Source organism: Pseudomonas sp. M20 (assembly GCF_045037865.1).
GTDB lineage: Bacteria > Pseudomonadota > Gammaproteobacteria > Pseudomonadales > Pseudomonadaceae > Aquipseudomonas.
Genome location: NZ_CP173611.1, coordinates 3,844,270 through 3,864,804, shown reverse-complemented (window position 1 = coordinate 3,864,804; position 20,535 = coordinate 3,844,270). Strand labels below are relative to the sequence as shown.

Below are 20,535 nucleotides of genomic sequence, written 5' to 3'. Positions count from 1 at the left end.
GTCGTCTGTTACCGCTCCCGCAGCCGCATACATTAGCTATGTTCCAACAATAATCTGTGCTGCGAGGATAAAAACAATGAACGACAGCATTTACCTCTCGATTCAAAACAGTCCCCGATTCAAGGAACTGGTGCGAAAAAGGGAAAAGTTCGCCTGGATACTCTCGGCGATCATGCTCGGGCTTTACTCTGGCTTCATCCTTCTGATCGCTTACGGGCCGCATATTCTGGGCGCGAAACTCAGTCCGGAATCCTCGATTACCTGGGGTATTCCGATCGGTGTCGGACTGATTCTTTCGGCATTCATCCTCACCGCTATCTATGTGCGCCGCGCCAATGGCGAGTTTGACGACCTGAACAATGCGATTCTCAAGGAGGCTCAGCAATGATCCGGCGTCTACTGGCTTTATTGAGTGTTGCGGCTTTCGCGCCGAGTGTCTGGGCGGCTGACGCGTTGACGGGGGAGGTGGCCAAACAGCCGCTGAACATTCCGGCGATCCTGATGTTCGTCGCCTTCGTTGGCGCGACGTTGTACATCACCTACTGGGCCTCGAAGAAAAACAACTCGGCGGCCGACTACTATGCGGCGGGCGGCAAGATCACCGGTTTCCAGAACGGTCTGGCGATTGCCGGTGACTACATGTCGGCGGCGTCCTTCCTGGGGATTTCCGCGCTGGTGTTCACCTCCGGCTACGATGGCCTGATCTACTCGATCGGCTTCCTGGTGGGCTGGCCGATCATTCTGTTCCTGATCGCCGAGCGTCTGCGCAACCTGGGTAAATACACTTTTGCCGACGTGGCGTCCTACCGCCTCGGGCAAACCCAGATCCGCACCCTATCGGCCTGCGGCTCGCTGGTGGTCGTGGCGTTCTACCTGATTGCGCAAATGGTTGGTGCCGGCAAGCTGATTCAGCTGTTGTTCGGTCTGGACTACCACGTTGCGGTGATTCTGGTCGGTGTGCTGATGTGCATGTACGTGCTGTTCGGCGGCATGCTGGCGACCACTTGGGTACAGATCATCAAGGCTGTGCTGTTGCTGTCCGGTGCCTCGTTCATGGCGCTGATGGTCATGAAGCACGTAGGCTTCGACTTCAACACGCTGTTCTCCGAGGCGATCAAGGTGCACGCCAAGGGCGAAGCAATCATGAGCCCCGGCGGTCTGGTCAAGGACCCGATTTCGGCCTTCTCGCTGGGTCTGGCGCTGATGTTCGGTACGGCTGGCCTGCCACACATTCTGATGCGCTTCTTCACCGTGAGTGACGCAAAAGAAGCTCGCAAGAGCGTGCTCTACGCAACTGGCTTCATCGGTTACTTCTACATCCTGACCTTCATCATCGGCTTCGGCGCGATCCTGCTGGTCAGCACTAACCCGGCCTTCAAAGATGCTGCTGGCGCGCTGTTGGGCGGCAACAACATGGCGGCGGTGCACCTGGCCAACGCAGTTGGAGGCAGTATCTTCCTCGGCTTTATCTCGGCGGTGGCGTTCGCGACCATTCTGGCGGTTGTTGCCGGTCTGACGCTGGCGGGTGCTTCGGCGGTTTCTCACGACCTGTATGCCAGTGTGATCAAAAAGGGCAAGGCGAACGAGAAGGACGAGATTCGTGTCTCGAAGATCACCACCATTGCCTTGGCGGTGCTGGCGATTGGCTTGGGCATCCTGTTCGAAAGCCAGAACATTGCGTTCATGGTTGGCTTGGCGTTCTCCATCGCGGCGAGTTGCAACTTCCCGGTGCTGTTGCTTTCGATGTACTGGAAGAAGCTGACCACTCGTGGGGCGATGATTGGCGGCTGGTTGGGTCTGGTCAGTGCCGTTGGTTTGATGGTGCTTGGGCCGACCATCTGGGTGCAGATTCTGCATCATGAGAAGGCGATCTTCCCTTACGAGTATCCGGCGCTGTTTTCGATGATCATTGCTTTTGTCGGGATCTGGTTCTTCTCGATTACCGATAAGTCGGCGGCTGCGGATAAAGAGCGGGCGCTGTTCTTCCCGCAGTTTGTGCGTTCGCAGACGGGGTTGGGGGCGAGTGGGGCGGTTTCGCATTGATGGTTTGATGGTTTTTTAATGTTGTGCTGAATGCCCCGGTTGAGAGATCGGGGCATTTTTATTGGGCGGTTATCGGCTAGAGCTGTGTACATATCCGTTGCTGCGGTAACGGCTTCTTAGGGTTTCGCCCTTACGGCGACTCACTTTTTTTCAAACGCCAAAAAAAGTAAGCAAAAAACGCTTGCTCCTACGTGCGGCCCGCTCGCTGGGGCTCGGGGTTCCTTCGCTGCGGGATCGATCCGGGCGCAGCGCCTACGGTTTGCTTCGCTGCACCTCCTCTCGCTGTGTTTGGCTGCGCCAAACGGTCGCTGCGCTCCCACGCCCGGATCAATCCCTCCACTCAGCCTTCCGACGTCGCCTTACAGATCAAGAGCTGCAGCCGAGCTAACGCTCATCCTGTTGAGTGATGAAGAGCACGGGTATTCGGCTTGGGGTTTGTGTTGGAACTGCCCCTCACCCCAGCCCTCTCCCGAGGGAGAGGGAGCCGATTTTTGCGCTTTTCAACATCTGAGTTCAACTCGATATCCAAGTCGGCGTATCTCTCCCAGTCCACGCGGTCAGTCCCCTCTCCCTCTGGGAGAGGGCTAGGGTGAGGGGCTCTTGATCTGGCTTGTGATCTTGCTTTGGCTTTGGCTTTGGCTTTGGCTTTGGTTCTTGATCTTTTGCCCCATCGGCAGGCCGAGCGTAGGTGTTCATCCGGGGGGAGGCGCGCAGCGCCGTGCGGCGCAGCCGCATACATCGAGAGGAGGTGCAGCGAAGCAAACCGTAGGCGATGCCCCCCGGATGGACACCGTAGCGAGGGAACACTGAGCCTAAGCGAAGTGCCGTACGCCAGGGGCAAAGCCTTTTGGTTCCTTTTTGGCGTTTGAAAAAGGGACTCGCTGTAAGAGCGAAACCGCCAGCGGCAGCACCCGAAAAACGGATATGCCCCCAATCCCAATCCCCAGACAAACAAAAACGGCCCCTATATAAATAGAGGCCGTTCCCGGTACAACTTAAGACTTCATCGCAAGACAAATCTTATTTACGGTCTTCCAGCTTGGAAATATCACGCGACTCGTAACCAGTGTACAGCTGACGCGGACGGCCAATCTTGTACGGGCTGGAGAGCATCTCTTTCCAGTGCGAAATCCAGCCAACAGTACGTGCCAACGCGAAAATCACGGTGAACATGCTGGTCGGAATGCCGATCGCCTTGAGGATAATCCCCGAGTAGAAGTCGACGTTCGGGTACAGCGAGCGTTCGATGAAGTACGGGTCAGTCAACGCAATCTCTTCCAGGCGCATGGCCAGTTCGAGTTGCGGATCGTTGTTGATGCCCAGTTCCTTCAGTACTTCGTCGCAGGTCTGCTTCATGACAGTCGCGCGAGGGTCGCGGTTCTTGTAAACGCGGTGACCGAAGCCCATCAGTTTGAACGAATCGTTCTTGTCCTTGGCCTTGGCGATGAACTTGTCGATGTTCGACACATCGCCAATCTCGTCAAGCATGGTCAGAACGGCTTCGTTCGCACCGCCGTGGGCAGGGCCCCACAGTGCGGCGATACCGGCGGCGATACAGGCAAACGGGTTGGCACCCGAAGAACCGGCCAGACGCACGGTGGAGGTCGACGCGTTCTGCTCGTGGTCGGCGTGGAGGATGAAGATGCGGTCCATGGCCTTGGCGAGCACCGGGCTGATCGGTTTGATCTCGCACGGGGTGTTGAACATCATGTGCAGGAAGTTTTCCGCGTACGTCAGGTCGTTGCGCGGGTACATCATGGGTTGGCCCATGGAGTACTTGTAAACCATCGCTGCCAGGGTCGGCATCTTGGCAACCAGACGGATCGCGGAGATTTCGCGATGCTGCGGGTTATTGATGTCGAGGGAGTCGTGGTAGAAGGCCGAGAGGGCGCCGACTACACCGCACATGACGGCCATCGGGTGGGCGTCGCGACGGAAACCGTTGAAGAAGGTTTTCAACTGCTCGTGAACCATGGTGTGGTTTTTCACGGTGCTGACGAACTGGGCCTTCTGTTCTGCGGTCGGCAGTTCGCCGTTGAGCAGCAGGTAGCAGGTTTCCAGGTAGTCCGACTTTTCAGCCAGCTGTTCGATCGGGTAGCCGCGGTGCAACAGAATGCCGTTGTCGCCGTCAATATAGGTAATCTTCGATTCGCACGAGGCGGTCGACATGAAACCCGGGTCGAAAGTGAAGCGGCCCGTGGCCGTCAGGCCCCGAACATCGATTACATCGGGACCAACGGTGCCGGTTAAAATGGGCAGCTCGACGGGGGCTGCGCCCTCGATGATCAACTGCGCTTTTTTGTCAGCCATGTGGCCTCCTATTTATGCTTGAACCATCAGACAGACCCCCCACGCAGGGCCCGCACCACTATAGTGAGATAAATTCGAATGTCAATTTGCCTAAAGTCTTGCTCCAGAAGGCTTTAAGCGCACTTTTTCCTCGAAATTGACTGCCATTTACGCCTTTTATACGACTTGTGCAATCAGCTATTGGGGGTAGGTGATTGCGTTGTCATTAGTAACCTAACTGTCTATACTCGGCCACCGACCGCCAAGGGCTTTTGGGCCAGCTTTGTTGGGGGTCGCATCCCTGGGTGGTGGTTACCTGACCAGTGCACTCCCCAACAACTTTGCCCTGATTGTTAGGGGCTCTTCAGTGTGAAAAAAAAGCCGTGAAAAGCCAACGACCTGTAAACCTAGACCTAAGGACCATCAAACTCCCCATCACCGGCGTTACGTCGTTTCTTCACCGTGTTTCCGGCATCATCCTCTTCCTGGGTATCGGCTTCATGCTTTATGCATTGGGCAAATCTCTGGGTTCCGAGGAAGGTTTTGCCGAGGTGAAGGCATGCTTGACCAGCCCGCTGGCCAAGTTCGTAGCATGGGGCCTCCTGTCCGCTCTGCTGTATCACCTGGTAGCCGGTGTGCGCCACTTGATCATGGACATGGGCATCGGTGAGACGCTGGAAGGCGGCCGCCTGGGCTCGAAAATTATCATCGCCGTTTCCGTGGTGCTGATCGTTCTGGCAGGAGTTTGGATATGGTAACCAGCGTTACGAACCTTTCGCGTTCGGGCCTCTATGACTGGATGGCGCAACGTGTGTCTGCGGTTGTTCTCGCGGCTTATTTCATCTTCCTGATCGGATACCTTGCAGCGAATCCGGGCATTGGCTACGACCAGTGGCACGGCCTGTTCGCTCACAACGGGATGCGTATCTTCAGTCTGCTGGCCCTCGTTGCCCTTGGCGCTCACGCCTGGGTCGGCATGTGGACCATCGCGACCGACTACCTGACGCCAATGGCGCTGGGCAAGTCCGCGACTGCAGTACGTTTCCTTTTCCAGGCAGTATGCGGCGTTGCGATGTTCGCTTACTTCGTCTGGGGTGTGCAGATTCTCTGGGGTATCTGAGTCATGGCTAACATTCCAACGATTTCTTTCGACGCCATCATTATTGGTGGTGGCGGTGCCGGCATGCGCGCGGCGCTGCAACTGGCACAGGGCGGTCACAAGACTGCCGTGATCACCAAGGTTTTCCCGACCCGTTCGCACACTGTATCCGCTCAGGGCGGTATCACTTGCGCAATCGCGTCCGCTGACCCGAATGATGACTGGCGCTGGCACATGTACGATACCGTCAAGGGTTCCGACTACATCGGTGACCAGGACGCTATCGAATACATGTGCCAGGAAGGCCCGGCTGCCGTTTACGAGCTGGACCACATGGGCATGCCGTTTTCGCGTACCGAACAAGGCCGCATCTATCAGCGTCCGTTCGGTGGCCAGTCCAAGGACTACGGCAAGGGCGGTCAGGCTGCACGTACTTGCGCGGCTTCCGACCGTACCGGTCACGCGCTGCTGCACACCCTTTATCAGGGCAACCTGAAAGCCGGCACCACGTTCCTGAACGAGTACTACGCTGTCGATCTGGTGAAAAACCAGGAAGGCGACTTCGTCGGTGTGATCGCGATCTGCATCGAAACCGGCGAAACCACCTACATTCGCGCTAAAGCCACTGTATTGGCTACCGGCGGTGCAGGTCGTATCTACGCTTCCACCACCAACGCCCTGATCAACACCGGTGACGGCGTCGGCATGGCTCTGCGTGCTGGCGTGCCGGTACAAGACATCGAAATGTGGCAGTTCCACCCGACCGGCATCGCCGGCGCCGGTGTACTGGTTACCGAAGGTTGCCGTGGTGAAGGTGGTTACCTGATCAACAAGCACGGCGAGCGTTTCATGGAGCGTTATGCTCCGAACGCCAAAGACCTTGCCGGTCGTGACGTGGTTGCTCGCTCGATGGTTAAAGAAATCATCGCCGGCAACGGTTGCGGTCCGAATGGCGACCACGTACTGCTCAAACTCGACCATCTGGGCGAGGAAGTGCTGCACAGCCGTCTGCCAGGCATCTGCGAGCTGTCGAAGACTTTCGCACACGTTGACCCGGTTGTTGCTCCGGTTCCGGTTGTTCCGACTTGCCACTATATGATGGGCGGCGTTGCCACCAACATTCATGGTCAGGCGATCACCCAGGACGCTGAAGGCGTCGACAAGATCATCCCTGGTCTGTTCGCTGTGGGCGAAGTGGCTTGCGTATCGGTTCACGGTGCCAACCGTCTGGGCGGCAACTCGCTGCTCGACCTGGTGGTATTCGGCCGCGCTGCCGGCCTGCACCTGGAAAAGGCGCTGACCGACGGCATCGAATACGACGACGCTACCGAAGCCGACATCGAAGCTGCCCTGTCGCGTCTGAACGCGCTGAACAGCCGTACCGACGGTGAAGATGTGGCAACCCTGCGTCGCGAGCTGCAGAACTGCATGCAGAACTACTTCGGTGTATTCCGTACTGGCGAATACATGCAGAAAGGTATCGCTCAGCTTGCTGACCTGCGTACCCGTATCGCCAACGTGAAAATCAACGATAAGTCGCAGGCGTTCAACACTGCCCGTATCGAAGCGCTGGAACTGCAAAACCTGCTGGAAGTGGCTGAAGCTACCGCCATCGCGGCTGAAGTACGCAAGGAGTCGCGCGGTGCTCACGCCCGTGAAGACTTCGAAGACCGTGACGACGAAAACTGGCTGTGCCACACCCTGTACTTCCCGGGTGACAAGCGCGTCACCAAGCGTGCCGTGAACTTCTCGCCGAAGACTGTTCCGACTTTTGAACCTAAGATTCGGACTTATTAAGGGTGGCCGCCATGTTGCAAGTCAGCGTTTATCGTTACAACCCTGATCAGGACGCCGCGCCGTTCATGCAGGAATTCCAGATCGATACCGGTGGTAAAGATCTGATGGTGCTGGACGTACTGGCCCTGATCAAAGAACAGGACGAAGGTTTCTCCTATCGTCGCTCTTGCCGTGAGGGCGTTTGTGGTTCCGACGGCATGAACATCAACGGCAAGAACGGCCTGGCGTGCATCACGCCGCTGTCTGCCGTTGTAAAAGGTAACAAGTTGGTTGTTCGTCCACTGCCAGGTTTGCCGGTTATCCGTGACCTGGTTGTCGATATGAGCATCTTCTACAAGCAATACGAGAAGGTGAAGCCTTACCTGCAGAACGACACGCCGGCTCCGGCCATCGAGCGTCTGCAGTCGCCAGAAGAGCGCGAAAAGCTCGACGGTCTGTACGAGTGCATCCTGTGCGCTTGCTGCTCGACCTCTTGCCCGTCCTTCTGGTGGAACCCGGACAAGTTCCTGGGTCCAGCTGCACTGCTGCAAGCTTATCGCTTCCTGGCAGACAGCCGTGACACCAAGACCAACGAGCGTCTGGCTTCACTCGATGACCCGTTCAGCGTCTTCCGCTGCCGGGGCATCATGAACTGCGTCAACGTATGTCCGAAAGGCCTGAACCCGACTAAGGCCATCGGTCACATCCGTAACATGCTGCTTTCGAGCGGCGTGTGATTCAGCTGCTGTAACCGCTGCACCGTAGAGGCTGTGGCGCGGGCTTCAACCCGCGTCATGGCTATAACCAGAGCAGTAGCCATAAGCTGCGGCTCTTATTTTGAAGAAATGAGACAAGCAGGGGCATCCGGGCTGGTACCCGGACTATCAGTGTGATCCTAAGTGGCTTGTTTTAGTCGCTGCATTCGGACTTCTGCAAGTTTGCTCGGTGTCGACATCGATGGTGTTCCCCTAACCGAGGGTGACCAAGCATGCAAGAAAGCGTGATGCAGCGCATGTGGAACAGCGCCTACCTTTCAGGTGGAAACGCTGCCTATGTGGAAGAGCTTTATGAGCTCTACCTGCACGACCCTAACGCTGTGCCAGAAGAGTGGCGCACCTACTTTCAGAAGTTGCCTGCCGACGGCAACTCTGCCACTGATGTTTCGCACTCGACAATTCGCGATCATTTCGTGCTGCTGGCAAAGAACCAGCGCCGCGCTCAACCGGTTTCCGCCGGCAGCGTGAGCAGTGAGCACGAGAAGAAGCAAGTTGAAGTGCTGCGATTGATCCAGGCCTACCGTATGCGTGGCCACCAGGCAGCCCAGCTTGACCCGCTGGGGCTGTGGCAGCGTCCTGCACCTGCAGACCTGTCGATCAATCATTACGGCTTGACCAATGCCGATCTTGATACGACCTTCCGTGCCGGCGACCTGTTCATCGGCAAAGAGGAAGCGAGCCTACGCGAAATTCACGAAGCGTTGCAGCAGACATATTGCCGCACCATCGGCGCTGAATTTACGCACATCACCGATTCCGAGCAGCGCCAGTGGTTCCAGCAGCGTCTGGAAAGCGTGCGCGGTCGTCCGACGTACTCCGCCGACATCAAGAGCCACCTGCTTGAGCGCGTGACTGCCGGTGAAGGCCTGGAAAAATACCTGGGCACCAAATACCCGGGCACCAAGCGTTTCGGTCTGGAAGGCGGCGAAAGCCTGATTCCGATGCTCGACGAACTGATCCAGCGTTCCGGTTCCTACGGCACCAAGGAAGTTGTCATCGGCATGGCCCACCGTGGTCGTCTGAACGTGCTGGTCAATACCTTCGGCAAGAACCCGCGCGAGCTGTTCGACGAGTTCGAAGGCAAGAAGAAGGTCGAGCTGGGTTCCGGTGACGTTAAGTATCACCAGGGCTTCTCGTCCAATGTGATGACCGCCGGCGGTGAAGTTCACCTGGCCATGGCGTTCAACCCGTCCCACCTGGAAATCGTTTCCCCGGTGGTAGAAGGTTCGGTTCGCGCCCGTCAGGATCGTCGTAACGACCCGACCGGTGAGAAGGTTCTGCCGATCTCCATCCACGGTGACGCTGCATTCGCAGGTCAGGGCGTGGTCATGGAAACCTTCCAGATGTCGCAGACCCGCGGTTTCAAGACCGGCGGTACCGTGCACATCGTGATCAACAACCAGGTTGGTTTCACCATCAGCAACCCGCTGGACTCGCGTTCCACCGAGTACGCCACCGACGTTGCCAAGATGATCCAGGCGCCGATCCTCCATGTGAATGGTGATGATCCGGAAGCCGTGTTGTTCGTGACCCAACTGGCCATCGACTACCGCATGCAGTTCAAGCGTGACGTGGTCATCGATCTGGTCTGCTACCGTCGTCGCGGCCACAACGAGGCCGACGAGCCAAGCGGCACCCAGCCTCTGATGTATCAGCAGATCACCAAACAGCGCACCACTCGTGAGCTGTACGCTGATCGTCTGACCCAGGGCGGTGTGCTTGACGCAGAGCGTGTTCAGGCGAAAGTCGACGAATACCGCAACGCGCTGGACAACGGTCTGCACGTAGTGAAATCGCTGGTCAAAGAGCCGAACAAAGAGTTGTTCGTGGACTGGCGTCCGTATCTGGGCCACGCCTGGACTGCGCGTCACGACACCCGCTTTGATCTGAAGACCCTGCAAGAACTGTCCGCCAAGCTGCTGGAAATTCCAGAAGGCTTCGTGGTTCAGCGTCAGGTTTCGAAGATCTACGAAGACCGTCAGAAGATGCAAGCCGGCGGCCTGCCGATCAACTGGGGTTACGCCGAAACCATGGCGTACGCGACCCTGGCGTTCGAAGGTCACCCGATCCGCATGACCGGTCAGGACATCGGCCGCGGTACGTTCTCGCACCGTCACGCTGTGCTGCACAACCAGAAAGACGCGGGCACCTACATTCCGCTGCAGCACCTGTACGACGGTCAGCCACGCTTTGACCTGTACGACTCGTTCCTGTCGGAAGAAGCGGTACTGGCGTTCGAATACGGTTACTCGACCACCACGCCGGATGCGCTGGTGATCTGGGAAGCCCAGTTCGGCGACTTCGCCAACGGTGCACAGGTTGTAATCGACCAGTTCATCACCAGCGGCGAGCACAAGTGGGGCCGTCTCTGCGGTCTGACCATGTTGCTGCCACACGGTTACGAAGGTCAGGGCCCTGAGCACAGCTCGGCACGTCTTGAGCGTTACCTGCAACTGTGCGCCGAGCACAACATTCAGGTAGCGGTACCGACCACGCCAGCACAGATCTACCACTTGCTGCGTCGTCAGGTGATTCGTCCGCTGCGCAAGCCGCTGATCGTGCTGACTCCAAAGTCGCTGCTGCGCCACAAACTGGCCATCTCGACCCTGGAAGATCTGGCCGAAGGTTCGTTCCAGACCGTGATCCCGGAAATCGATACCCTGGACCCGAAAAAGGTCGAGCGTGTTGTTCTGTGTAGCGGCAAGGTCTACTACGACCTGCTGGAAAAACGCCGTGCCGAAGGCCGTGAAGATATCGCCATCGTGCGTATCGAGCAGCTGTACCCATTCCCTGAGGACGACTTGAAAGAAGTCCTGGCTCCATACACCAACGTCAAAAATGCCGTTTGGTGTCAGGAAGAGCCGATGAACCAGGGCGCCTGGTACTGCAGCCAGCACCACTTGCGTCGCAGCATCGGGAACCTCGACAAGTCTCTCGTACTTGAGTACGCGGGCCGTGAGGCTTCTGCTGCCCCAGCTTGTGGTTACGCATCGATGCACGCCGAGCAGCAGGAAAAACTCCTGCAAGCCGCGTTTACCATTTAATGCCTTCGCGCACCTGAAACCGAATTTAAGGAACCACAGATAATGGCTATCGAGATCAAAGCCCCCACTTTCCCGGAATCGGTTGCCGATGGCACCGTTGCCACCTGGCACAAGCAACCGGGCGACGCCGTCAAGCGTGACGACCTGATCGTCGACATCGAAACCGACAAAGTCGTACTGGAAGTGCTGGCCACCGCCGACGGCGTGCTGGGCGCAATCGTCAAGAACGAAGGCGACACCGTTCTGTCCGACGAAGTGCTGGGCTCCATCGAAGCTGGCGGCGCTGCTGCCGCTGCTCCAGCCGCCGCTGCTGTTCCGGCCGCTGCTGCCGCTGCACCGGCTGCTGCCGAAGGCGAAGATGATCCTGTTGCTGCACCGGCTGCGCGCAAGCTGGCTGAAGAAAACGGCATCAACATCGCTTCCGTTGCCGGCACCGGCAAGGGCGGTCGTGTGACCAAGGAAGACGTGGTTGCAGCGGTTGCTGCCAAGAAAGCCGCTCCGGCTGCCGCACCTGCCAAGGCTGCTGCTCCATCGGCTGCTGCTCCTGTGTTCGCTGCTGGCGACCGCATCGAGAAGCGCGTACCGATGACCCGCGTTCGTGCCACCGTGGCCAAGCGTCTGGTTGAAGCTCAGTCGAACATGGCGATGCTGACCACTTTCAACGAAGTCGACATGACTGAAGTCATGGCCCTGCGTTCGAAGTACAAGGACCTGTTCGAGAAGTCCCACAACGGCGTACGCCTGGGCTTCATGTCGTTCTTCGTGAAAGCGGCCACCGAAGCGCTGAAACGCTTCCCGGCTGTCAACGCGTCGATCGACGGCGGCGACATCGTTTACCACGGCTACGCGGACATCGGCGTTGCCGTTTCCAGCGACCGTGGCCTGGTTGTTCCGGTTCTGCGTAACGCCGAGCTGATGAGCCTGGCTGAAATCGAAGGCGGCATCGCCACTTTCGGCAAGAAAGCCCGTGACGGCAAATTGTCGATGGACGAGATGACCGGTGGTACCTTCACCATCACCAACGGTGGTACCTTCGGTTCGATGATGTCGACCCCGATCGTCAACCCGCCGCAGGCAGCGATTCTGGGCATGCACAACATCATCCAGCGTCCTATGGCCATCAACGGTCAGGTCGTTATCCGTCCGATGATGTACCTGGCACTGTCCTACGATCACCGTCTGATCGATGGCAAAGAAGCTGTGACCTTCCTGGTGACCATCAAGAACCTGCTGGAAGATCCGGCTCGTCTGTTGCTGGATATTTGATAGAAGCAGCTGCAAGTCTCAAGCTGCAAGCTGCGAGTAACCGCAGTTTGGCTTGAGGCTTGCGGCTTCACGCTTGCTGCAAAAAAGAGGATTTTTGAATGTCGCAGAAATTTGACGTAGTAGTGATCGGTGCTGGCCCTGGTGGCTACGTGGCTGCCATCAAGGCGGCGCAGCTGGGTCTGACCACTGCCTGCATCGAGAAGTACACCGACGCAGAAGGCAAGCAAGCCTTGGGCGGCACCTGCCTGAACGTGGGCTGCATTCCTTCCAAGGCGCTGCTCGACAGCTCCTGGAAATACAAGGAAGCGAAAGAAAGCTTCAACGTTCACGGTATCTCGACTGGCGAAGTCAAAATGGACGTCGCTGCGATGGTTGGCCGCAAGGCTGGCATCGTCAAGAACCTGACCGGCGGCGTTGCCACTCTGTTCAAGGCCAACGGCGTTACTTCGATTCAGGGCCACGGCAAACTGCTGGCTGGCAAGAAAGTCGAAGTCACCAAGCCAGACGGCTCGGTTGAAGTCATCGAAGCTGAAAACGTCATCCTGGCTCCAGGCTCGCGTCCGATCGACATTCCACCGGCTCCGGTTGATCAGAAAGTCATCGTCGATTCGACTGGCGCACTGGAATTCCAAAGCGTACCTAAGCGTCTGGGCGTGATCGGCGCTGGCGTGATCGGTCTGGAACTGGGTTCGGTGTGGTCGCGTCTGGGTTCGGAAGTGGTTGTCCTGGAAGCACTGGACACTTTCCTGATGGCAGCGGACACCGCTGTTTCCAAGGAAGCCCTGAAAACCCTGACCAAACAAGGTCTGGACATCAAACTGGGTGCTCGCGTGACCGGCTCGAAAGTCAACGGCGACGAAGTCGTTGTGAACTACACCGATGCCAACGGCGAACAGACCATCACTTTCGACAAGCTGATCGTAGCCGTTGGTCGCCGTCCGGTGACCACTGATCTGCTGGCTTCCGACAGCGGCGTGACCCTCGACGAGCGCGGTTTCGTGCACGTTGACGATCACTGCGCGACCACCGTACCGGGCGTTTTCGCCATCGGTGACGTGGTTCGCGGCATGATGCTGGCTCACAAGGCATCGGAAGAAGGCATCATGGTTGTCGAGCGCATCAAGGGCCACAAAGCCCAGATGAACTATGACCTGATCCCTTCGGTTATTTATACTCACCCGGAAATCGCGTGGGTTGGCAAAACCGAGCAGGCCTTGAAAGCTGAAGGCGTTGAAGTTAACGTCGGCACCTTCCCGTTCGCCGCTTCCGGCCGTGCCATGGCCGCCAACGATACCGGTGGTTTCGTCAAGGTCATCGCTGATGCCAAGACTGACCGCGTATTGGGCGTGCACGTGATTGGTCCGAGCGCTGCAGAACTGGTTCAGCAGGGCGCGATCGGTATGGAATTCGGCACCAGCGCTGAAGATCTGGGCATGATGGTTTTCTCCCATCCGACCCTGTCTGAAGCCTTGCACGAAGCTGCTCTGGCTGTGAATGGCGGTGCCATCCACATTGCCAACCGCAAAAAGCGTTAACAGACAATAAGAAACCACGGCGGTAACGGCCCGTCGTGAGCCTTGCGAGCAAGTCTCACCGCGGAATGTCCGCTGGACGCAGTCTTGCGTAGCTCAGCTACGCAAGCAGCAGTCACAGGTGGCGCGGCACTCAAACGAGCGCAGCGCCGAATGCGCAGTACCTAACGAAGACGGTAAAAAGCATGAATCTTCACGAGTATCAGGGTAAGCAGCTGTTCGCTGAATACGGCCTGCCAGTTTCCACTGGTTACGCAGTAGACACCCCGGAAGCAGCAGCAGAAGCTTGCGACAAAATCGGCGGCAGTGAGTGGGTTGTCAAAGCCCAGGTCCACGCCGGTGGTCGCGGTAAAGCGGGCGGCGTCAAGCTGGTTCGCAGCAAAGAAGACGCCAAAGCCTTCGCACAGCAATGGCTGGGCAAGCGTCTGGTGACTTACCAGACTGACGCCAATGGCCAGCCAGTCACCAAGATCCTGGTTGAATCGTGCACTGATATCGCTAAAGAGCTGTACCTGGGCGCTGTCGTTGACCGTTCGAGCCGTCGCATCGTGTTCATGGCTTCCACCGAAGGTGGCGTGGACATCGAGAAAATCGCTCACGACACTCCAGAAAAAATTCTCAAGGCCACTATCGATCCACTGGTTGGCGCTCAGCCATTCCAGGGTCGCGAGCTGGCATTCCAGCTGGGTCTGGAAGGCAAACAGGTTGCTCAGTTCGCCAAGATCTTCGTAGGTCTGGCCAAGCTGTTCAAGGATCACGACCTGGCTCTGCTGGAAGTGAACCCGCTGGTGATCAAGGCTGACGGCGATCTGCACTGCCTGGACGCCAAGATCAACATCGACGCCAACGCCATGTACCGTCAGCCTAAGCTGAAAACTTTCCACGATCCGTCGCAAGACGATCCGCGCGAAGCGCACGCTGCCAAGTTCGAACTGAACTACGTAGCACTGGAAGGCAACATCGGCTGCATGGTCAACGGTGCTGGCCTGGCCATGGGTACCATGGACATCGTCAACCTGCATGGCGGCAAGCCAGCCAACTTCCTCGACGTAGGTGGTGGCGCTACCAAAGAACGCGTAACTGAAGCGTTCAAGATCATTCTGTCCGACACCAACGTCGCTGCAGTACTGGTCAACATCTTCGGCGGCATCGTTCGCTGCGACATGATTGCCGAAGGCATCATTGGCGCTGTGAAAGAAGTCGGCGTGAAAATCCCGGTTGTTGTTCGCCTTGAAGGCAACAACGCTGAGCTGGGCGCTAAAGTACTGGCAGAAAGCGGTTTGAACATCATCGCTGCTACCAGCCTGACCGACGCTGCTCAACAAGTTGTCAAAGCTGCGGAGGGCAAATAATGAGCGTCCTGATCAATAAAGACACCAAAGTTATCTGCCAGGGTATTACCGGTTCGCAAGGTAGTTTCCACACCCAGCAAGCCATCGAATACGGCACCAAAATGGTTGGTGGCGTTACTCCTGGCAAAGGCGGCACCGAGCACCTGGGTCTGCCAGTGTTCAACACCGTTAAAGACGCAGTAGAAGCCACTGGCGCTACCGCCTCCGTGATCTACGTTCCGGCTCCTTTCTGCAAAGACTCGATCCTGGAAGCGGCATTCGGCGGCATCAAGCTGATCGTCTGCATCACCGAAGGCATTCCTACCTTGGACATGCTGGACGCTAAAGTTAAGTGCGACGAGCTGGGCGTAGTCCTGATCGGCCCTAACTGCCCAGGCGTTATCACTCCGGGCGAGTGCAAGATCGGCATCATGCCAGGTCACATTCACTTGCCAGGCAAGGTCGGTATCGTTTCGCGTTCCGGCACCCTGACCTACGAAGCTGTGAAGCAGACTACTGACGCCGGTTTCGGTCAGTCGACTTGCGTCGGCATCGGTGGTGACCCGATCCCGGGTTCGAACTTCATCGACATCCTGAAGCTGTTCCAGGAAGACCCGAAGACCGAAGCGATCGTCATGATCGGTGAGATCGGCGGTTCGGCTGAAGAAGAAGCGGCTGCCTACATCAAGGCACACGTGACCAAGCCAGTTGTTTCCTACATTGCTGGTGTGACTGCTCCTCCGGGCAAGCGCATGGGCCATGCTGGCGCAATCATCTCTGGCGGCAAAGGCACTGCAGACGAGAAATTCGCTGCGCTGCAAGACGCAGGCGTTAAAACCGTGCGTTCGCTGGCAGACATCGGCAAGGCCCTGGCCGAGCTGACCGGTTGGGCTGTCAAGTAAGCCTCGCGCTTAGCTGACGCTTCACCAAACAAAGGCCACCTTCGGGTGGCCTTTGTCGTTTCTGCAGATCAGAAGATCAAAGATCGCAGCCTTCGGCAGCTCCTACAGAGGAACGCAATCTCCTGTAGGAGCTGCCGAAGGCTCGGGCCGCGATCGGACGATCTTTTGATCTTTGCCGTACCAACGAAAAATAAATACGTAAACGCGACACGGAAACGTCGCGTATCGGATAGTTCGCCCTCTAACAGTGCGTTTACACGGCAAATTCGTTAGGCTAGCAGCCATTTTTGCGTCTGCCGCCCACAAGGCATGCAACGCGCTTTAAGGGTCAGTCCCATACGGATCGACAGCATTTCCCTAATTACACAGGGCAATCCCCCTCTAAATTCCGATTCAGTAGTGTGGTATTACCTTAATGAAAGTTTTGAAAGGTCAGGACATCCTGGCACTTGGCTTTATGACATTTGCCCTGTTCGTCGGGGCTGGCAACATCATTTTCCCGCCGATCGTGGGTTTGCAGGCCGGACCTCACGTCTGGATGGCCGCGCTGGGCTTCCTGATCACCGCGGTGGGTTTGCCGGTGATCACTGTCGTTGCACTGGCCAAGGTCGGTGGGGCGATGGATGCGCTGAGCAGCCCGATCGGCAAGATTGCCGGCGGCATTCTGGCGGCTGCCTGCTACCTGGCAGTCGGCCCGTTGTTCGCCACGCCGCGTACCGCGACCGTATCCTTTGAAGTAGGCTTGGCGCCGCTGACCGGCGAAAGCCCGTTGGCACTGTTCCTCTACAGTTCGGTGTACTTCCTGCTGGTGTTCTTCATCTCGCTCTACCCTGGGCGTTTGCTGGACACCGTTGGCCGCTTCCTTGCGCCATTGAAGATCATCGCGCTGGCAGTCCTCGGCATTGCTGCATTTGCCCTGCCGGCAGGTGACATCGGCCACGGCACGCCGGAATACGTCGCGGCACCGTTCTCCCAAGGCTTTATCAATGGTTACCTGACCATGGATACCCTCGGGGCACTGGTGTTCGGCATTGTCATCGTTAACGCGATCCGCTCCCGTGGCGTCGAGTCGCCGGCGTTGATCACCCGTTACGCGATCATCGCTGGCCTGATCGCCGGCCTCGGTTTGGCGCTGGTGTATATCAGCCTGTTCCGTCTCGGTTCCGGTAGCCATGAAGTGGCGGTTGGCGCGACCAATGGCGCGGCAGTATTGCACGCGTATGTGCAACACACCTTCGGTTCGCTGGGCAGCGGTTTCCTCGCGGTGCTGATCTCGCTGGCGTGTCTGGTGACAGCGGTCGGCCTGACCTGTGCTTGCGCCGAATACTTCAGCCGCGTGCTGCCACTGTCCTACAAGACCCTGGTGATCATTCTGGCGGCGTTCTCGCTGCTGGTGTCCAACCTGGGCCTGACCAAGCTGATTGCGTTCTCGATTCCGGTGCTGACCGCAATCTATCCGCCGTGCATCGTGCTGGTGGCGCTGAGCTTCTGCAAAGACTTCTGGCATGAGCACGGCCGCATTCTCGGTCCGGTGATGCTGGTGTCGTTCATCTTCGGCACCATCGACGCGCTGAAAGGCGCTGGTCTGGCCGGCTGGATGCCATCGCAGTTGTCCCACCTGCCGCTGAGCGAGCAGGGCCTGGCATGGCTGGTGCCGTGCGTGATGACCCTGGTGGTCGCGGTGGTTTGCGATCGCCTGCTGGGCAAGCGCAGCGAAGCCGTTGCCTGACGTTGTCTGACCCGTCATAAGCGGGTCTTCAACGCTTAAACAGAAATGCCCCGTATCAATCGATACGGGGCATTTTTTATGCGCGTCAGGCAGTGTCTTTTTCCCTGAGCTAACGTCGAAGGGTTGCCGAAATCTCAATGTGGGAGCGAGCAGGCTCGCTCCCACAAGTAATCAGTGCGTGTACACACCTCACAAGGAATTGCATGTCGTTCATCCAAGCCAACCTGATCCACCTGCTCGCCGCCGTCTGGTTCGTCATCTGCTGGGGCGGTTATACCCGTTATGCCTCTTGGAAGGGCCGCGATACAGCATGTCTTGCGAGTGTGCTGCACCTGTACCGCGAAGACTGGATGCGCCGCATGCTGCTGCGTGACAACCGCATCGCCGACGCCAGTGTGATCGGTAACCTTGAGCGCAACGCCTCGTTCTTCGCTTCCAGCACATTGATCATCCTCGCCGGCATTCTCACCGTGCTTGGCGCATCTGAGCGGGCAGTGTCGTTGCTGGCAGATATTCCGATGGTGCAACAGGCGTCGCAGGGCATGTCGGAAATCAAGTTGCTGTGTCTGGCGATGGTGTTCGTCTACGCGTTCTTTACCTTCAGTTGGTGCATGCGTCAGTACAACTTCGCGGCCGTGTTGGTCGGCTCGGCGCCGATGATCGGTGAGCGACATGTCTCCGAACAGGAGCGCAAGGCTTTCGCTGCGCGGGCGGCGCGGGTGATTTCGATGGCGGCCAACCAGTTCAACTTCGGGCTGCGCTCTTACTACTTCGGCATGACCATGCTGGCCTGGTTTGTCAGCCCGTGGTTGTTCATGCTCATGAGCGCCGGGGTGGTATTGGTCTTGTATCGCCGCGAGTTTCATTCCGACGTTCTCGATGTAATGGTCTATACCCCTACAGAGGCGCCCATCCCCGAGGCGAACAAAGAGGCTGCTTGATGAGTATTCCGTTCTGGTGTGTGTTTATCAGTGCACTGATGATCTATATCGCGCGTATGCCGGTGGGCAAAGCGATGAAAGAACAGGGGGGGTACAACAATCACCTGCCGCGCCAGCAACAGGCGCAGCTGACCGGTTACGGTGCGAGGGCGCTGGCGGCTCACCAGAACAGTATCGAAGCTTTCATCCTGTTCGCAGTCGGTGTGTTGATGGCGCACACCACGCAAACGGCAGGCTGGCTGATCGATACATTGGCGATCATCTTCGTGATCGCGCGGATCCTCTACTTGTGGTTCTATCTGGCCGATCTGCCCAAGCTGCGCAGTCTGGTGTGGCTAGTTGGTTTAGTCTGTTCGCTGTTGTTGATGATTAGTCCGACTTTTAGAACTGTCTTGCTCTAAGGCGAGCCTGGCGCTAAATGACAGGCAAAAGAAAACCCGCGCTTGGCGGGTTTTCTTTTTTCTGCAGCAAAAAGCGGATTATTGCTTCTTGGCAGCTTCTTCTTGCGCGGCGGCGTTCGATTCAGCCTGAGCTTTGGCAGCTTCGGCGTTTTCTTTCGCAGCGTCGTTCACTTTATCCTGAGCTTTGTTCATGTCTTGCTGAGCTTGTTCAGCATGTTGGTTGGCATCTTGAGCTTTGTCCTCGGATTTTTTATCGCAGGCAGCGAGACCGAGGGAAGCGGTCAACATCAAGGCAATAGCTAAAGTCTTACGCATGGGGTGTTTCTCCTTATGGAAAATAACTACTGGCCTTAAGAGCTTGGCGCTACAGGTTAAGTTCCTCATTTGTGTCAGATATATAAGTTTGTTTTGCTACGGAACTTTTGGTCTGTTCGCTACTACTGGCCAATGGCTTTAACGAGAGTAATTATCATATGGCTGAAAACCCCGTTTTTGAGCGCGCGACGAGATTTCTTTCAGCGTTAAGACACTGTCAGGTACTTGGTTTGCGAGTACATGAAGCCTCCAGCGAAGGGCTCACGGTGATCCTGCCTTATAGTCCGCAAATCGTCGGTAATCCGCAGACCGGGGTTATTCATGGTGGTGCAATTACCTCGTTAATGGACACCGCTTGCGGGATGTCGACGCTCTGTGTGTTGCCGGAATTCGAAGTCTGCCCGACCCTCGATTTGCGCATTGACTATATGCACGCCGCCGAACCGAACAAAGACGTCTATGGCTTCGCCCAGTGCTACCGGGTAACCACCGATGTGATCTTCGCTCGTGGTTTCGCCTATCAGGACAATCCCGAACAACCCATCGCCCACGTCGTCGGTACGTTCATGCGCATGGGCAAGGGCCTTAAAGGCACCAAAGGCTTCGGCGGCGCGATCAAGGGAGCAGGGCAATGAGCGATGATCTGAAACAGCAGTTGCAGCAGGCTCACGCTGAGGGCGACTACGCGCCGCTGTTGCAGTTGATTCCCTACGCCGGGCTGATCGGCATCGAATGCTCACGCGTCGGCGATGAATTGCTGTTCAAGCTGCCAGCGAACAAAGACAACATTGGTAACCCTTTATTGCCGGCAATTCATGGCGGGGTGATCGCCGGATTCATGGAGCTGGCGGCGGCACTTCATTTGCTGATCTTTACCGAAACGCCGGGCGTGCCGAAGATCATTGATTTCTCCCTCGATTACCTGCGCGCCGGGCAGTTCCGCGATACCTGGGCCAAGTGTCAGGTCTGCCGCCACGGCCGGCGCGTGGCTAACGTCGCCATTACTGCTTGGCAAAGCACCGAAAGCGAACCGATTGCCACCGCCCGCGCGCACTTCAAAATCGATGAGCCCTTGAAATCCTGAACAGCGC

Annotated in this window: 18 protein-coding genes; 16 read left to right on the top strand and 2 right to left on the bottom strand. The window is 57.3% G+C overall.

What is annotated here, in order from left to right:
• Positions 1 to 76 precede the first annotated feature (76 nt).
• A complete protein-coding gene (locus ACI514_RS17080; RefSeq protein ID WP_007919908.1) occupies positions 77 to 388 on the top strand; it encodes a DUF485 domain-containing protein in 312 nt (103 codons plus the stop codon).
• A complete protein-coding gene (locus tag ACI514_RS17075) occupies positions 385 to 2,043 on the top strand; it encodes a cation acetate symporter (RefSeq protein WP_122600285.1) in 1,659 nt (552 codons plus the stop codon). Before ACI514_RS17080 ends, ACI514_RS17075 begins: the two co-directional genes overlap by 4 nt.
• Before the next feature lie 1,020 nt (positions 2,044 to 3,063).
• Here ACI514_RS17075 and gltA read toward each other — a convergent pair.
• Positions 3,064 to 4,353: a citrate synthase gene (gene gltA, locus ACI514_RS17070; RefSeq protein ID WP_141126761.1), complete on the bottom strand. Its 1,290-nt coding sequence runs from the start codon at positions 4,351 to 4,353 to the stop codon at positions 3,064 to 3,066.
• A gap of 362 nt (positions 4,354 to 4,715) precedes the next feature.
• Between gltA and sdhC the strand changes: the two genes are divergently transcribed.
• From sdhC to ACI514_RS17010, 12 genes are all read left to right on the top strand, one after another.
• Positions 4,716 to 5,090, top strand: coding sequence for a succinate dehydrogenase, cytochrome b556 subunit (gene sdhC / locus ACI514_RS17065; RefSeq protein ID WP_034156251.1), 375 nt, complete (start codon positions 4,716 to 4,718; stop codon positions 5,088 to 5,090).
• A complete protein-coding gene (sdhD, locus tag ACI514_RS17060) occupies positions 5,084 to 5,452 on the top strand; it encodes a succinate dehydrogenase, hydrophobic membrane anchor protein (RefSeq protein WP_007977503.1) in 369 nt (122 codons plus the stop codon). The genes sdhC and sdhD overlap by 7 nt, the downstream gene beginning before the upstream one ends.
• 3 nt (positions 5,453 to 5,455) lie before the next feature.
• Complete coding sequence (sdhA, locus tag ACI514_RS17055) at positions 5,456 to 7,228, top strand: succinate dehydrogenase flavoprotein subunit (RefSeq protein WP_008077944.1); 1,773 nt, start codon at positions 5,456 to 5,458, stop codon at positions 7,226 to 7,228.
• Between the two features lie 11 nt (positions 7,229 to 7,239).
• Entirely contained in the window at positions 7,240 to 7,944 is a 705-nt protein-coding gene (locus tag ACI514_RS17050; RefSeq protein WP_008077942.1) for a succinate dehydrogenase iron-sulfur subunit, read from the top strand.
• 251 nt (positions 7,945 to 8,195) lie between these two features.
• A complete protein-coding gene (locus ACI514_RS17045; protein WP_160056872.1) occupies positions 8,196 to 11,027 on the top strand; it encodes a 2-oxoglutarate dehydrogenase E1 component in 2,832 nt (943 codons plus the stop codon).
• Positions 11,028 to 11,069: 42 nt separating this feature from the next.
• On the top strand, positions 11,070 to 12,293 hold the full coding sequence (gene odhB / locus ACI514_RS17040) for a 2-oxoglutarate dehydrogenase complex dihydrolipoyllysine-residue succinyltransferase (protein WP_405122070.1): 1,224 nt from the start codon (positions 11,070 to 11,072) through the stop codon (positions 12,291 to 12,293).
• A 98-nt stretch (positions 12,294 to 12,391) separates the two neighbouring features.
• Positions 12,392 to 13,828: a dihydrolipoyl dehydrogenase gene (lpdA, locus tag ACI514_RS17035; RefSeq protein ID WP_077571707.1), complete on the top strand. Its 1,437-nt coding sequence runs from the start codon at positions 12,392 to 12,394 to the stop codon at positions 13,826 to 13,828.
• A gap of 182 nt (positions 13,829 to 14,010) precedes the next feature.
• Entirely contained in the window at positions 14,011 to 15,177 is a 1,167-nt protein-coding gene (gene sucC / locus ACI514_RS17030) for an ADP-forming succinate--CoA ligase subunit beta (protein ID WP_007919879.1), read from the top strand.
• Positions 15,177 to 16,058: a succinate--CoA ligase subunit alpha gene (sucD, locus tag ACI514_RS17025; protein ID WP_008082972.1), complete on the top strand. Its 882-nt coding sequence runs from the start codon at positions 15,177 to 15,179 to the stop codon at positions 16,056 to 16,058. Before sucC ends, sucD begins: the two co-directional genes overlap by 1 nt.
• Positions 16,059 to 16,473: 415 nt before the next feature.
• On the top strand, positions 16,474 to 17,787 hold the full coding sequence (gene brnQ / locus ACI514_RS17020; RefSeq protein WP_405122069.1) for a branched-chain amino acid transport system II carrier protein: 1,314 nt from the start codon (positions 16,474 to 16,476) through the stop codon (positions 17,785 to 17,787).
• Between the two features lie 203 nt (positions 17,788 to 17,990).
• Positions 17,991 to 18,728: a DUF599 domain-containing protein gene (locus ACI514_RS17015; protein WP_095119943.1), complete on the top strand. Its 738-nt coding sequence runs from the start codon at positions 17,991 to 17,993 to the stop codon at positions 18,726 to 18,728.
• Positions 18,728 to 19,129: an MAPEG family protein gene (locus tag ACI514_RS17010; RefSeq protein ID WP_095119944.1), complete on the top strand. Its 402-nt coding sequence runs from the start codon at positions 18,728 to 18,730 to the stop codon at positions 19,127 to 19,129. The genes ACI514_RS17015 and ACI514_RS17010 overlap by 1 nt, the downstream gene beginning before the upstream one ends.
• Before the next feature lie 78 nt (positions 19,130 to 19,207).
• Here ACI514_RS17010 and ACI514_RS17005 read toward each other — a convergent pair whose 3' ends face one another.
• Positions 19,208 to 19,444, bottom strand: coding sequence for a hypothetical protein (locus tag ACI514_RS17005; RefSeq protein WP_007959016.1), 237 nt, complete (start codon positions 19,442 to 19,444; stop codon positions 19,208 to 19,210).
• A gap of 158 nt (positions 19,445 to 19,602) precedes the next feature.
• On the opposite strand from ACI514_RS17005, the gene ACI514_RS17000 reads away from it, so the two are divergent.
• Positions 19,603 to 20,079, top strand: coding sequence for a PaaI family thioesterase (locus tag ACI514_RS17000; RefSeq protein ID WP_160056874.1), 477 nt, complete (start codon positions 19,603 to 19,605; stop codon positions 20,077 to 20,079).
• The gene (locus ACI514_RS16995; RefSeq protein ID WP_160056876.1) at positions 20,076 to 20,528 is read left to right on the top strand and encodes a PaaI family thioesterase; all 453 of its coding nucleotides are present in this window, start codon (positions 20,076 to 20,078) and stop codon (positions 20,526 to 20,528) included. The genes ACI514_RS17000 and ACI514_RS16995 overlap by 4 nt, the downstream gene beginning before the upstream one ends.
• Positions 20,529 to 20,535: the final 7 nt, after the last annotated feature.